Source organism: Methylorubrum extorquens, from assembly GCF_024169925.1.
GTDB classification, from domain to species: Bacteria; Pseudomonadota; Alphaproteobacteria; order Rhizobiales; family Beijerinckiaceae; genus Methylobacterium; species Methylobacterium extorquens_A.
Genome location: NZ_JALJXF010000002.1, coordinates 184610 through 199518 on the forward strand (window position 1 = coordinate 184610; position 14909 = coordinate 199518).

Sequence of the window (14909 nt, forward strand, 5' to 3'; positions counted from 1 at the left end):
TGCCCCTTGATCGTTCCGAAAGCTGTCGTCCGATGACCAATGTTCGTCCAAAAGCCGATGCCGTGATCGTCGGTCTCGGCTGGTGCGGCTCGCTCATGGCCGAGGAGCTGACCCGGGCCGGCCTCAATGTCGTCGCCATCGAGCGCGGCCCCTGGGTCGAGACGGCCGTCGATTTCCCGCCCTCCGTCGATATGGACGAACTGCGCTGGGACACCCGGCGGGCGATGCTGCTGCCGCCGGCGATCGAGACCATCACCTTCCGCAACGACCCGACCCAGAAGGCGCTGCCCGCGCGGGACTGGAACTTCAACGAGTGGGGCTACAATGTCGGCGGGTCGGGCACCCACTGGGCCGGCATGGCGTGGCGCTTCCTGCCGTTCGACTTCCAGCCCTACAGCATGACCGTCGCGCGCTACGGCGCCGAGCAGCTCCTCGACGGCCTGATCGTGCAGGATTGGGGCGTCACCTACGACGACCTCGAACCATTCTACGACCGGTTCGAGAAGATCGCCGGCGTGTCCGGCAAGGCCGGCAACCTCAAGGGCGAGAAGATCCCCGGCGGCAACATCTTCGAGGGGGCGCGCTCGGACGAGTATCCGCTGCCCCCCCTCAAGACGACCCGCCTGACCGACCTGTTCACCGAGGCCTCGGCCAGCCTCGGCTACCATCCCTTCATGGTTCCGGCGGGCCAGACCTCGGGGGCCTACACCAACCCGCTCGGCGTCCGGATGGGGCCCTGCACCTATTGCGGCTACTGTCTGTATTACGGCTGCGGCAACTGGTCGAAATCGACGCCCAACAACTGCGTCGTCCCGGCGCTGATGCAGCGCAAGAACTTCAGCGTGCTGACCGAATCGACGGTGCTGCGCGCCAACCTCGCCCCGGACGGGACCACCGCCACCGGCGTGACCTACGTCGACAAGGACAACCGGACCTGGGAGCAGCCGGCGGACATCGTCGTCTTCTCCGCCTTCCAGATGCAGAACGTGCGGCTGATGCTGCTCTCGAAGATCGGCAAGCCCTACGATCACGCGACCGGCGAGGGCGTCGTCGGCCGGGCCTACAGCTTCCAGACCGTGTCCGGCGCCAACATCTTCTTCGAGAACGAGTACCTGAACCAGTTCATCGGCGCCGGCGCCCTCTCGGCCCAGGTCGATGACTTCAACGGCGACAACTTCGACCATACCGGGATGGGCTTCATCGGCGGCGCCGGCATCCTCGTCGTCTCCCGCGGCGCCCGCCCGATCGGCAATGCCGACTTCCTCCCGCCCGGAACGCCCCGGTGGGGCAGCGCGTGGAAGAAGGCGTACACCCACAGCTTCCAGAACGGGACGTTCCTGTTCGGCCAGGGCACGAGCTTCGCGCACAAGGACGCCTATCTCGACCTCGATCCCGAGTACAAGGACATCCACGGCCTCCCGCTCCTGCGGCTCACCTACGACTACAACGAGAACGACCGCCGCTCGGCGAAGCTGATCGAGGACAAGAGCGTCGAGATCGGCCGGAAGATGGGAGCGAAGGTCGTCGTCGGCACGAACGCGACCAACCAGCACGCCTCGCCCTACCAGCTCGCCAGCGACCACACCAATGGCGGCGCGGTGATGGGGCTCGACCCGAAGACCAGCGCGCTCAACCGTTTCCAGCAGAGCTGGGACGTTCACAACGTCTTCGTCCTCGGCGCGTCGTCCTTTCCCAACAACGCCGGCTACAACCCGACCGGAACGGTCGGCGCCCTGACCCTCTGGACTGCGAAAGCGATCATCGAGACTTATCTCGACAAGCGCGGTCCGCTGGTGGCGAATTGAGGTGACGACCGTGACCTTGCTCCTGCGCACCCTCCTCGCCACCGCAGCGCTCTCGCTCTGCCTTCCCCTCGGGAGCGTCGCCTCGGCCCAGTCCGAGCCGGCACCGATCCAGACGAAGGACGTCGACGCGCCCAAGGTGGTGGAGGCGCCGAAGACGGAGGCCGACCCCGCCATCGAGCGCGGGCGCTACATCGCGGTGGCCGCCGACTGCGTGGCCTGCCACACCAATCCGAAGAGCGGGAAGCCGTTCTCCGGCGGCTACGCCCTGGAGACCCCGTTCGGCACGCTGCTGTCGAGCAACATCACCTCCGACCCGGAGACCGGCATCGGCCGCTGGACCGAGGCGGAGTTCACCCGCGCCCTGCGCGAGGGGCTCGGGAAGGAGGGGCAGCACCTGTATCCGGCGATGCCGTACACGAGCTACACCAAGATGTCCGATCGCGACGTCCACGACCTGTGGCTCTACATGAAGACCGTGCCGCCGGTCCGCAACGCCGTCGTCACCAACCAGCTTCCGTTTCCCTTCAACATCCGCGCCCTGCTGATGGGGTGGAACCTGATGTTCTTCGAGCAGAAGCGGTTCCAGCCGAGGGCCGACCGGTCCGCCGCCTGGAACCGCGGCGCCTATCTCTCCGACGCGCTTGCCCATTGCGGCGCCTGCCACACGCCGAAGAACGTCCTCGGCGGCGACAAGACGAGCAAGGCCTATCACGGCGAGGTCCTGCAATCGTGGTACGCCCCCGACATCACCACGAGCAAGACCGGCGGCATCGGCGACTGGTCGAAGGACGACATCGTCCAGTATCTCAAGATCGGCAGCAACCGGATGGCGGTCGCCTCGGGGCCGATGGCCGAGGCGGTGACGAACTCGACCCAGCATCTGAGCGACGCCGATCTCGCCGCGGTCGCCGACTATCTCCAGTCGCTGCCGCCGAGCCCCGCGACCGAGGCGAGGCGCGTCGCCGCCCCCGATCCGGTCATGGCCCAGGGCAAGCGCGTCTTCGACGCTCAGTGCAAGGCATGCCACGCCTCCGACGGAACCGGAATCCGGCACATGACGCCGAGCTTCCCCGGCAACACCGCCGTGCAGTCGCACGAGGTCGCCGGCATCGTCCGGACCGTGCTGGCGGGCGCACGCGGCGCGATCACGGCTGAGAATCCGACGGGGGCGGCGATGCCGTCCTTCGCCTGGAACCTGTCGGACCAGCAGATCGCCGCGGCTCTGACCTACATCCGCAACAGCTGGGGCAACGCCGCGCCGCCGGTCACCACCGAGGCCGTCGCCGCCACCCGCAAGGCCCTCAACCTCAACGCCGTCGGGCGCGCGCCCCACCCGGTCCCGTGAGGGGCGGCGCCCGACGCATGGCCCCGCGCGAAAGGCCGGCTGCACCGCCGCGCTCACAGCGGATGAGGTCGGGAGCGGACGTTTCGCGAACCGCCCTGTACCTCCAGGGCGAGCCGTGCTCGCGCGCGGAGCCGGTAGAGAACGACACCCGCGGGATCGGCCGCACGAGCGGGAGAAGTTGAGGCCAGAGCCTCCGCTTCGTCTCGGCCGTCACCTGCGCCCTGCCCCGCGCCGCCTCGCTCCGAATCCTTCCGCCTGCGGGTTGATCGGCGCGAAGTAGACGGTCAATGCTTCGCAAATATAATTTATTGAGCGGAATAATTCCGTTTTCATCGCGCTATTACTGAGAATCCACCAATCAAACTGCGGGTGTTCAAGTCTATGTCGCCCCTAAAAAGACGGCTTCTCGCCACGCTGTCAATCGCCGCCGTGCCGCTGATGAGCGCCGCGCAGGCCGAGCCCGGGCATGGTTCCCGCGCACGATCCCGGCACGCCCCCGCGGCGGGAGGGGAGGCATCTCCGGGCGTCGTCCCGACCGCGTCGCGTCCCTCGACGGCGGATTCGTCCCGGCCGGCGCCGCCCGGCAGCCTCGACACGCAGGCCGCCGCGCCCACCTGGGGCGTGCTGGGCAACTTCGGAGGCCTGCGCGACGACCTCTTCCGCGCCGGCATCCGCACGGACGGCAGCTTCGATTACCAGACCTCGACCAACATCCAGGGCGGCCCCTACCAGTCCCTGCGCGGCGCCGGACAGCTCGCCCTGCGCGCCGCCGTGGACATGGACCGCTTTGCCGGCCTCGCGGGCGGCACCTTCAACCTCGCCCTGACCTACCGCTTCGGTCGCGGCCTCACCGCGGACCAGCACCTTAACGTGCTCCAGCAGACCGAGGAGATCTTCGGCCGCGGCCGCTTCCCGCGGCTAACCCAGCTCTCCTACACCCAGCGCTTCGGCGAGTTCGTCGATCTCAAGTTCGGCCGCCTGCCCGTCAGCGCCGACTTCGCCGGCTTTCCTTGTGAGTTCCAGAACCTGACGTTCTGCGGAAACCAGCCCGGCAACCTTGTCGGCAATTATTGGTACAACTGGCCCGTCTCGCAATATGCCGCCCGCCTGCGGCTCGGCAATCTCGACACCGGCTACCTCATGGCCGGCGTCTACCAAGTCAATCCGCGCGACCTCGAGAACGGCTTCAACTTCGACCCGACCGGTGCCGCCGGTGCGCTGGCCATCGTTGAGGCCGCCGCCTTCCCGACGCTCCCGCCCTTCACCTATCGCGGCAGCTACACGGTCGGCGCGTGGTACCAGACCGGCGGCGGCCCCGACCTCTTCCTCAACCGCGACGGCCTGCCCCTGGCGTCGGCCGGCGGGCTGCCACTCGCAAACCGCGACCGCAGCGGTCTCTACGGCGTGGCCGTGCAGGAACTCTACCGGCCCGATCCCGGCAACCCGCTGCGCAACCTCTCCGCCTTCGTCCGCGTCACGCTGGCCAACTCCTCGACGTCGCTCATCGACAGGCAGGAGACCATCGGCCTCGTCTACAAGGGCTTCTGGGCCGAGCGGCCCTTCGATTGGATCGGCGTCGGCATCGGCCAGTCACATGCCAGTCGGGCCCTGGCGCAGAGCGTCCAGATGGCCAACCTGCTCGATGGTGGCGTCCGCGCGCTCCCCGGATACGAGCGCGCGTTGGAGGTCTTCTACAGCCTCGCCCTCTCTCCCGACGTGGTGGTCCGGCCCAACATCCAGTTCATCAACCGTCCCGGCGGCGTCGGCGGGCGGGACGACATCCTGGTCTTCGGCGTCAAGAGCGGCGTCACGTTCTGACCCGGACAGGCATGGGGCCAGCGCAGCAATGCGGCCCGCGCCGACGCAAACGCCCCGCCCTTCCACGATCAAACTCCATTCGGACCCGTCCTCCTCAAAGGTTCGCCGCCATGCCGATCAGCAAGAGAATTCGCTCGATCAATCTACGATCCATCAAGTCGAAAATCATCGGTACGTTCGCGATCCTGGTTGTGTTGTCCGGCCTGACCGGCGGCTTCGCGATCCTCAAGGTCGATCAGGTCTCGGCGATCGGCGCGGCGCTGGCCCGTCAGGTCGAGGCCGTGACCTTGCTGGGCGACCTCGCCCGGCTCAGCCAGCAGCTCCGTGCGCTGACGGCGCTGCAGCACTACAGCCCGAACGAGACGCAGCGCAGCGCCTATGCGCGGGAAGCCGAGGAGGGCCGCGTCGCCTTCTCGAAGGCCTGGGGCGACTACGCGACCCTGATCGAGGGCGCGCGCGAGACCCAGCTCGCCGAAACCCTGCGTAACGCGTGGCAGCACTTCCTGGCGATCGAAGAGGAGATCCTCATCCTCGACCGGGCCGGCCTGAACGAGACCGGAACAGCTGTGCTGCAGGGTGACATGCTCTCGGAGGCCGCCAACTTCTACACCGCGGTGCGGGCCGTGCAGGCCTATCGTCAACAGGAGGTCGAGATCGCCACGGCCGCCGCCCAGGAGATCCGCGCCTCGGCCCGCTTCTGGATCGTCTCGGCCTTGGCCTGTCTGCTGACGCTCTGCACGCTGGCCGGCTGGCTTCTGACGATGACGATCTCCCACCCGATCGGGCGCATGACCGGCGTGATGGGCCGGCTCGCGGATGACGACATCGGCGTCGAGGTCCCCGATCAGCGCCGCTCCGACGAGATTGGCCTGATGGCAGCCGCGGTTCAAGTCTTCAAGGACAACATGATCCGCAACAAGGCTCTCGAGGCCGAAGTGGCCGCCCAGCGCGCCGGGGCGGAGGCGCAGCGCCGGACCGCCATGCGCGAGTTGGCGGACGCATTCGACCAGTCGGTCGGCGGGATCGTCACGGCCGTCTCCTCGGCGGCCGTTCAGATGCAGACGACCGCCCGCCACCTCTCGGTGTCGGCCGAGGCCACCTCGGTGCGCGCCGTGGCGGTCTCCGCGGCGGCCGAGGAAGCCTCCGTCAACATCCATTCGATCGCGGGCGCTGCCGAGGAACTCGATGCCTCGGTGACGGAGATCGGCGTCCAGGTCGAGCGCTCCTCGGCGATGTCGCAGGCCGCCGTTCGGGAGACCGAGGGAATGACTGCGCTGGTGCGCGAGCTGACGGGCGTGGCCGCCAGCATCGGCGACGTCGTCGACACCATCGCCGGCCTTGCGGGCCAGACCAACCTGCTGGCGCTCAACGCCACGATCGAAGCGGCGCGGGCCGGGGAAGCCGGCCGCGGCTTCGCGGTCGTGGCCACGGAGGTCAAGGAACTCGCCAACCAAACCTCCCGTTCGGCCAGCGAGATCACGGCCAAAATCGAGGCGATCCAGTCCTCGACGGGACGGACCGCCACGGCCATCGATGGCATCTCCGCCTCGATCCGCTCGATCAACGAGACGGCGACCGCCATCGCGTCGGCCATCGAGGAGCAGGGGGCGGCGACGCGCGAGATCGTTCAGGCCATTGCCCAGGCCTCGAGCGGCACCGGCGAGGTGACCGCCAACATCTCCGGCGTGGCGAGCAACGTCGAGGAAACCGGGACCGGCGCCGCGCAGGTTCTGAGTGCCTCGGGCGAACTCGCCCAGCAATCCGATCTGCTGCGCCGACAGGTGCAGTCGTTCCTCGACACCGTCCGTGCCGCCTGACGTCCGCGCTTCCACCGAGGCTTGCCATGAAGCAACTCACCAGATCCCTGCCCGCCGCCCTGCTGCTGATCGCTCTCGCCGCACCGGCCGCCGCCGAAACGAAATTCACCCTCTTGATGTCGGAGGTGGGCGATCCCTTGCTCGACAGCCTGCAGGCCTCCGTCCTCAACACGGCCACCTCCAAGTTCTCCGCCTCGGTCGATGTGGCGCAGGCGGCCGGTAACGGGGGAACCCAAGTGGTCCAGGGTCGGGCCGCCCTCGACGCGAAGCCGACAGCCCTGATCGTCAATCCCGTCGACGACGCCAGCGCCAGGACGATCACCGAGATGGCCGCGGCGGCCGGGATTCCGGTGGTGTTCGTGAACAAGCGCCCGAGCGGTCCGGTGGCCCATAGGATGGCGATCGTCAGCGCGAACCACCTCGTCGCAGGTCGGGTTCAGATGCGATTGCTCGCGCAGGGTCTCGGGGATCGCGGCAACGTGGCCATACTGCGCGGCAAGGACAGCGACAACGCCGCCCAGGAGCGCACCGCCGGCATGAAGGAGATCCTCGGGCAACGGCCGGGGCTGAAGCTCCTGGCGGAGGCGAGCGCCGATTGGAGCCGGCGGCGGGCGCAGGATCAGGTGACGGCATGGCTGCGCAGCGGCCTGAAGCCTGACGCCATCGCCGCCAACAACGACGAGATGGCGCTCGGTGCGGTGGCCGCCCTCAAAGCGGCCGGCCTGTCGGGCAAGGTCTTGGTCGGCGGCGTCGACGGAACCTCGGACGGGATTGCGGCCGTGAAGAGCGGCGAATTGTTGGTCAGCGTCCTTCAGGATGCGCCGATGCAGGGGGCCCAGGCGGTGAACGATGCCGTGAAGCTCGCCCGCGGAGAGTACGTGCAGCCCTACGACTGGGTGCCCCATCGATTGATCCTGCCGACGCGCGGCGACTTGGCAAACGGACGATGACGTGTGCAGTTCATAGAATCGAAACCAAGCCAAGGCGTTGCGTTATCTGAGGGTCTGTGACTCTTGACCCCGATTCGCCAGATTGGCCGCGCCGGGCGAAAGTTGTCGATGCGATCGCCTTCTACCGGGCGCAGGAATTCGAACGCTGTTGGCCGATCAACATCGCCGATCGGCTATCGGTCAGGTCGGATCACCTCCATCGCGGCTGAAGCGCGAACGATCTCCCGATCGCCCACGCAGGTCGCGATGCCAATCGTCGATTGAACCGCGCCGGGTTTCCCGGCAACTGTAATCACGCAACGGTGGCGGGATCGTAATCGGTGCCGGTGGCGAGCATGGCGTTGAGCGTGATGAGGAGCTTGCGCGCAGTCGCGATCAGGGCCGCCTTGGTCGGCTTGCCGGCCAAGGCCAGACGCTCGCGGAACGTGCGGAAGACGGCGGAGCGGCGCGAAGCCTGGAGCGCCGCGAGATAGAGGATCGTTCGCACGACCGGCCGCCCTCCGCCGATGTTACGCGGGCCGACGCGCTTGCCGCTGTCACGGGCGATCGGCGCCAAGCCGGCCAAGGCTGCGATGCGGCGTCGGTCGAGTTGCCCGAGTTCCGGCATCTCGGCAATCAGTGTCGCGGCGACGATAGGGCCGACGCCCGGCGCAGTCTGGAGCCGGCGGCCGATGGCCTGTGTCTCGGGATCGGCGTCGACCAAGGCGGCCATCAGCGCCTCGACCTTGGCGATGCGCCGGTCGAGAAGAGCGATCAGGCTGGTGATGTCGGCACGGGCCTGCTTGTCTGTAGTCTGCTGGAGCCGCGTGGCCTCCTGCTTGCGGATCTCGACAAGCTGACGGCGGCGCGTCGCCTGGGCCTGGAGCACGCGACGCGCCGCCGTTACCGGCTGCGTGGGTGCCGGTCGCAGCCGGGCACCCAGCTCGGCGAGCATGCGCGCGTCCACGCGGTCGGTCTTTCCGATTACCCCCATGGCCCGTGCGAAGTCGCGGGCTTGGCGCGGGTTCACGCGGCTGGCTCAAGCAGCATCGCCGCATCGCCACCCGCTACGAGAAACGGGCCGCCAACTACCTCGCCATGGTCACGCTTGGCATCACCATGCTCTGGCTCACATGGCTTTGCAGAGACCGCCAAGGATCGAATTGCGGCAACAAATTCGACAAGAAAAGGCTCCTTCAAACTATCCAGCGGCATGTCAGCGGTTTACTTTGCAACAAATGTCGCATTCGAGCTTGAGACAAGTGTCGCAAGTTAGAGTCCGTCCGATAAGTCATGATGCTCGCCCGAGCCTTCGGACGAGGATCATGACGGCGGCGGCGTAGAGGAAGGCCTGGGCCGAGGCGAGGGTCGCTTCCGGGTCCTTCCAGAGGCGTCGGTTGCGGCTGATCCATCCGAAGAAGCGTTCCACCACCCATCGGCGTGGATGCACGGCGAAGCCGACCTGATCCTTCGGTTTGCGCACGATGTCGATGGTGATGACGGTGGCGGTCGCGGGTCTGTCGCCGGCATAGCCTGCATCGGCGAAAGCTCTGACGATGAACGGGAAGGTCCGCCGCGACAGGCGCAGCACCGGTCCAGCCCCATCGCGATCCTGAATGTCGGCGGTCTGCGGATCGAGCACGAGGGCGCGCCCGTCCGTGTCGACCAGGGCCTGACGCTTGCGGCCCTTGACCTTCTTTCCAGCGTCGTAGCCGCGCGGGCCGCCGCTCTCGGTGGTCTTCACGCTCTGGCTGTCGAGCACGGCCGCCGTCGGCGAGGCCTCGCGACCGGCCCGCTCCCGGTCGGCCATGACCAGGGCGTGGTTGATCCGCCCGAACAATCCCTCGTCCCGCCAGCGGCTGAAGTAGCCGAACGTCGTGCTGCGCGGAGGGAGATCCTTTGGGATCAACCGCCATGCGATGCCGCCGCGCAGCACGTAGAAGATCGCGTTCAGGACCTCCCGCATCGTCCAGACAGGCGGACGACCACGCGAGGCGGGCTCTGGCATCATGGGCGCGATCACCGCCCATTCCGTATCCGTCAGGTCGGTTTCGTATCGAAGGCGCGCACGGTTATGCTGCCGGCGAGGGGTCGGGGTCCACATGGCACGTCCAGATGAGGCTTCAGCACCCTTCTGGAATCACCGCCATTCCGGCCACTCAACCCCTGCCGGACGTTATCGGACGGGCTCTAAGGCGCACGGTATTGCAGGCGAAAGCAGACGGGCCGTGCCAGCCGGCCCTGCCGGGGAGGATCGGCCGCCCCGGCCTCGGCGGAGGCCCCGCTTGCAATGGAGTAATGCCGATGTGGTTTCTGCCACTGAGCATTACGCTTGATATGAAAAGGACCCGGAGCAGTTGGACGCTGCGTCTCCGGGTCCGATTCATCATCTAAGCGAAACGGGGGGGCGGGGAAACCTGCCCTCCCACTCCAGGGGCGAATATAGCGCATCGCACAGACCTTCGCCAGATCAGGCGCCCGGCCCCTCACAGCGAGAGGAGGCCCCTTCGCCCGTGCAGGATCGCCGGCTTCCAGCGGATCCGCGACGAAGGAGCGAGCACCATGGGCGAGATCGTGATGACCACCGTGACCATTGGCGGCCCCCTACGGGGCCGGGATGCCGTCGCAGCGCTGGTCGAGGCGGCAGAGGCGTACTTCGCCGAGGCCGAAAGCCTCGTGCGCGACGCCATCGCCGACGGCACGAGCGTGACCTTCGAGGGCGAACAGAATTTCGGGCTGACCCCGAGCCTCGACGCGTTCTGTCGGGAGTACGGGCTGTCCTACCACCGAGCCTGGATCGCACGGCCCGGCGTGTTCGAGGCGGGCGTGAAGCACTGGAAGCCGGGCATGGCGAGCCCGGTGGAGGAAGCGGCCGACGAGGGCGGCGACCCGGTCATCACCCTGGCGGCGCTGAGAAACTGCAATGACGCCGGCGAGACCCTACCCGACATCCTGGCGCGGCTCGAGAAGGCTGAGGCTGCCGCCGTGCCGCCGCTGACCCTGGTCGAGGACGCCGACGCCTGGCAGGCCGCTGCCTGATCCTTTCCCGCTCCCGTCCCGAGGCCCCCTTCCGAGAGTCAGAGGGGGGCTTCGCCTTCGTGAGGGTTTTTAGGTCGGACAGAGAGCCGGCCGCCCGAGCCAGGGATGACGGACCATGACCAGCGCGAAGACCACCACGAAGGCCGCCGCCAAGATCACGCTGAGCGAGCCGACCGCGATCCCGTTCGACAAGCTCGTCTTGAGCCAGGCGAACGTGCGCCGGATCGCCAACGGGCAGAGCATCGAGGACCTGGCCGAGGACATCGCCCATCGCGGCCTGATGCAGAACCTGAACGTGCGCCCGATCCTCGACGAGGCCGGTCAGGAGACCGGCCGCTACGAGGTGCCCGCCGGCGGCCGGCGCTTCCGGGCGCTGGAGCACCTCGTGAAGACCCGCCGCATGGCCAAGGGCGTCAAGGTCCCGTGCCTGGTGCGCGCCCCCGACAGCGCGATCAGCGCCGAGGAGGACTCGCTGGCCGAGAACGCCCACCGCGAGGCCCTGCACCCGCTCGACCAGTTCCGAGCCTTCAAGACGCTCGCCGACGCCGGCATGCCGACCGCTGACATTGCGGCCCGGTTCTTCGTCTCGGAGAAGATCGTCGGCCAGCGGCTGCGGCTTGCCGCGATCAGCCCGGTGCTGCTCGACGCCTACGGTGCCGGCGAGATGACGCTGGAATGCCTGATGGCGTTCTCCGTCACCGAGGATGCCGAGCGGCAGGTTCGGGTCTGGGAGGCGTTGAGCAAGCGTGGCAGCTTGAGCAACTGGGGGATCCGGCAAGCCCTGACCGACCGCACGGTGAGCGTGGGCGATGCCCGCGCCCGCTACGTCGGCGAGGAGGCCTACGTGGCGGCGGGCGGCACGGTCCTGCGCGACCTGTTCGCGGAGCGCGGCGACGGGTGGTTCGAGGATGAGGCCCTGCTCAACCGGTTGGCCGAGGCGAAGCTGGCCGAGTTCAGCGCGCGCGTGGCCGCGGAGGGCTGGAAGTGGATCGAGGTGTCGCTGTCGCTGATGACGGGGCGCACCTACGGCCTGCGCAACCTGCCGACCCGCTCCGAGCTGAGCGAGGCCGAGCAGGAGGCGTTCGAGGCTGCGTTGGAGGAGCGCGAACAACTCGACAGCGACTACGGCTACAGCGACGAGGAGTGGCCCGCCGAGGCTGCGGATCGGATGGCGGCGCTGGAGGATGAGATCGCCGCGTTCGAGGCGCGCGCCGAGATCTACGACCCGGCCGACATCGCGATCGGCGGCGCCTTCGTCACGCTCGACTACCAGGGCCAGCCGACGGTGCGGCGTGGCTACGTCCGGCCGCAGGATGAGCCAGCGGAGGAACCGGGCGCCGACGAGACCGGGGTTGCTGGCGCGGCGGGTCCGGAGGCGGCCCGTGATCCGGCTGCGCCGTCCGTGGGCGGGGGCGAAGGTGTCGCGTCAGCCCCGGCGGTGATGCGGACGATCATCACCATCGGCGGCAGCTCGACCGCAGCCGGCCCGGTGGCAGAGCCGGAGGAAGCCGACCGCCCGCTCTCCGAGCAGCACCGGAGCGAGCTGACCAGCTATCGCACCATCGCCCTGCGCGAGGCGCTGGCCGACGATCCGGAGGCCGCCTTCATCGCCGTGGTCCACGCCATGGTGATCCGCGTCATCGTCAACGGCTACCGCACCGGCACCTGCCTCGAGGTGTCGACCACGTCGAGCCGGGTCGATCACACCGTCCAGGGCCTCGGCGCCTACCGGCCGGCGACCGCCCTCGATGCGAAGCGCGAGGCGTGGGCCAAGCGCCTGCCGGCCGACCACGGCGCGATCTGGGATTTCCTGGTCGGCCTGGATCCGGAGCAGCGCACCGAGCTGTTCGCGCTCTGCGCGGGCTTGAGCGTCAACGCGATGCACACGCCCCACGATCGGCGGCCCGAGGCATTGCCGCACGCCGACCGCCTGGCCCAGCTCGTCGGGCTCGACATGACCCGCGACTGGACGCCGACGGCGGCCAACTACTTCAGCCGCGTGACCAAGGGGAAGATCCTGGCGGCGGTGCGGGAGGCGAAGGGCGAGGACACCGCGCGCCTCCTCGACAGCCTGAGGAAGGGCGACATGGCGCGCGAGGCCGAGCGCCTGATGGCCGAGAGCGGCTGGCTGCCCGAGCTTCTGCGCACGCCCGGCCTCAATGCGGATGCGGTGGGCGAGGACCGACCCGCCCTGCCGGAGGCGGACGCCGCCGTCGGCGAGGAGATCGAGGCCGGGGCGGTCGATGCGCTCCCGGAGTTCCTGGCCGGAGACGACGGAATCGGCAGCGATCCGGAGGACCGGGCATACGCCATCGCCGCCGAGTGAGCGCTGGGCGTCAGACGGCGCTCGCGACCTGCGCCGGCGCCGCGCGCCGGTGCCATTCCCCCGAGCCGAAGGGCTCGGGGTTCTTCGTGTCGGGTTTGGCTGCGCTGCGGTCGTGGAGCGAGAGAGGACGCTCCGGCCGGGGCCGCTCGCCTCGGATGCGATCCGAGCTGGACGCCTTCGGCTTGGCCGGGGTCCCGTCGTGCTGCACCGTCGCCTTGGCTTTGGCTTTGAGGACGTAGGCCTTTCGCGGCTTGGCCGTGCTGCGATCGTACTTCCCGAGCTTCCTCTGCCGAGCGAGTTCGGCGCGATGCTTCATGTCGAATGCCGGCATCATCGGGTAGTCGTCCGGCAGGCCCCACTTCGCGCGGTAGGCATCCGGCGTCAGGCCGAAGAGACGCAGATGCCTGCTGAGCATGCGATAGGGCTTGTTGTCCTCGAAGCAGACCAGGAACGTCTCGTGGATCGAGTCCGCAATCTCCTTGCGCGTGAGGGCGCGCGCTGCGGCCTGCATGCGGGGGCGGTCCGACCCAACGAAAGCATCTTGCGGCAAGACATCTTGCGGCACGACCGGCTCGATCTCGTCGTCGGGCGCGGACCGGAGCGCCCTGGACACCGTCGTGATGAGTGCGGCAAGCGCCTCCGGCGGTAACCTGTTGCCGGCGACGTACCCCTTCACGATCTGAACCGTGCACCGCACGATCTCGTCGTTTTCGCTCGCTTGCGGCCGGCTCAACCGAATTATCCCTCGGCGACTTCTTTCGAGCGCATGCATGAGAAGATTTCTTCATCGAGTCAATCATCTGAAAGTTTCACTACCTTTCCTGAGGTGCGGGCATGGCCGATTAGGTCTTGAACACCCTCTGAAGTATATTTGAGCGGGGATTAAAAGGCAGAGGAAGGAAGCCGGAGATCGAGCCGGCGCGAGCGCGAGAGAGAGAGCCTTGCGGACCGGCGTGAGCCCTACAGGAGGCCGCCCCGTGAACGTCTCGATCAGCCGGAACCACTTCGCCAGCACTGCCCTCACCCCCATTCCAGCACCGGCCGCGATCCTTCAGGCCGGCACGCGCCTCGCCGAGATCCTGGCGCAGGGCCGGGCCATCGGAACGGACGTTCTGCGGGAGGCCATGGAGACGGCCTGCGGCGGCAGCGACTCCGAGGGCTTGTGGCTGTGGAAGGACGCCTACGAGGCCGGCGAGGTCGCCCAGGTGGTGTTCCTGCGCCGGTTCTGGCCGGCGATCCGCGCCAAGGCGGCGACCCCGGCCGCCCGCCTCGCGATGCTCGGCCGGATCGCCAGCCTGCTGCCGACCCACACGCGGCGGAGCGAGGAGAGCGAGGCCTTCCAGCAATTTTCGACCCCGCTGCCGCTCGGCTACGTGGCGGCGCTCGCCGCAGGCCTGTGCCCGGGCGAGGTACTGCTGGAGCCGTCGGCTGGCACCGGCCTGCTCGCGGTCCACGCCGAGCTTGCCGGCGCACGCGTCCATCTCAATGAGCTGGCCGCGACCCGGGCCGGCTTGCTCGGGGCGCTCTACCCGGCAGGCTCCGTCACCCAGCTCGACGCGGCGCAGATCCACGATCGCCTGCCCGAAGACGTGGCGCCGAGCGTGGTGCTGATGAACCCGCCGTTCTCCGTCGCGGCGCATGTCGAGGGCCGCTATCGCGATGCGACCGCCGACCACCTCCGCTCGGCCTTCTCCCGCCTCGCCAGGGGCGGACGCCTGGTCGCCATCACCGGGGAGAGCTTCCGGCCGGACCGGCCCGCGAGTGCGGGAGCGTTCACCGCGCTTGCCGCGCGGGGCGGGCGGCTGGTGTTCTCCGCCGGCCTGTCGGGCC

At 68.4% G+C, this 14909-nt stretch carries 10 protein-coding genes and 2 pseudogenes; 9 read left to right on the forward strand and 3 right to left on the reverse strand.

Annotated elements, in window-relative coordinates; translation table 11 throughout:
* Positions 1-32: 32 nt before the first annotated feature.
* The 5 genes from J2W78_RS24290 to J2W78_RS24310 all read left to right on the forward strand — a co-directional run bounded on the left by J2W78_RS24290 (position 33) and on the right by J2W78_RS24310 (position 7735).
* Positions 33-1805 carry a GMC family oxidoreductase gene (locus J2W78_RS24290; RefSeq protein WP_135300051.1) on the forward strand — a complete coding sequence of 591 codons (1773 nt, stop codon included), beginning with the start codon at positions 33-35 and terminating at the stop codon, positions 1803-1805.
* Position 1806: 1 nt separating this feature from the next.
* The gene (locus tag J2W78_RS24295) at positions 1807-3150 is read left to right on the forward strand and encodes a c-type cytochrome (RefSeq protein ID WP_253374252.1); all 1344 of its coding nucleotides are present in this window, start codon (positions 1807-1809) and stop codon (positions 3148-3150) included.
* A 438-nt stretch (positions 3151-3588) separates the two neighbouring features.
* Positions 3589-4968 (forward strand): carbohydrate porin, encoded by a 1380-nt coding sequence (locus J2W78_RS24300; protein WP_210172759.1) that lies wholly within the window; start codon positions 3589-3591, stop codon positions 4966-4968.
* 110 nt (positions 4969-5078) lie between these two features.
* Positions 5079-6785: a methyl-accepting chemotaxis protein gene (locus J2W78_RS24305; RefSeq protein ID WP_060769338.1), complete on the forward strand. Its 1707-nt coding sequence runs from the start codon at positions 5079-5081 to the stop codon at positions 6783-6785.
* 26 nt (positions 6786-6811) lie between these two features.
* On the forward strand, positions 6812-7735 hold the full coding sequence (locus J2W78_RS24310; RefSeq protein ID WP_060769339.1) for a substrate-binding domain-containing protein: 924 nt from the start codon (positions 6812-6814) through the stop codon (positions 7733-7735).
* Between the two features lie 292 nt (positions 7736-8027).
* Here J2W78_RS24310 and J2W78_RS24315 read toward each other — a convergent pair whose 3' ends face one another.
* Complete coding sequence (locus J2W78_RS24315) at positions 8028-8744, reverse strand: transposase (protein ID WP_144439945.1); 717 nt, start codon at positions 8742-8744, stop codon at positions 8028-8030.
* Positions 8745-8752: 8 nt separating this feature from the next.
* Here J2W78_RS24315 and J2W78_RS24320 point away from each other — a divergent pair.
* Positions 8753-8848, forward strand: a pseudogene (locus tag J2W78_RS24320) (IS5-like element ISMra2 family transposase); the annotation flags it as partial.
* Positions 8849-9005: 157 nt separating this feature from the next.
* Here J2W78_RS24320 and J2W78_RS24325 read toward each other — a convergent pair.
* Positions 9006-9818 carry an IS5 family transposase gene (locus J2W78_RS24325; RefSeq protein ID WP_060771171.1) on the reverse strand — a complete coding sequence of 271 codons (813 nt, stop codon included), beginning with the start codon at positions 9816-9818 and terminating at the stop codon, positions 9006-9008.
* Between the two features lie 458 nt (positions 9819-10276).
* Between J2W78_RS24325 and J2W78_RS24330 the strand changes: the two genes are divergently transcribed.
* Entirely contained in the window at positions 10277-10753 is a 477-nt protein-coding gene (locus tag J2W78_RS24330; protein WP_253374253.1) for a hypothetical protein, read from the forward strand.
* 115 nt (positions 10754-10868) lie between these two features.
* Entirely contained in the window at positions 10869-13079 is a 2211-nt protein-coding gene (locus J2W78_RS24335) for a ParB/RepB/Spo0J family partition protein (RefSeq protein ID WP_253374254.1), read from the forward strand.
* A gap of 10 nt (positions 13080-13089) precedes the next feature.
* On the opposite strand, the gene J2W78_RS24340 is transcribed toward J2W78_RS24335, so the two are convergent.
* Positions 13090-13851 (reverse strand): MucR family transcriptional regulator, encoded by a 762-nt coding sequence (locus J2W78_RS24340; protein WP_253374255.1) that lies wholly within the window; start codon positions 13849-13851, stop codon positions 13090-13092.
* 205 nt (positions 13852-14056) lie between these two features.
* Here J2W78_RS24340 and J2W78_RS24345 point away from each other — a divergent pair.
* Positions 14057-14909, forward strand: a pseudogene (locus J2W78_RS24345) (methylase); the annotation flags it as partial.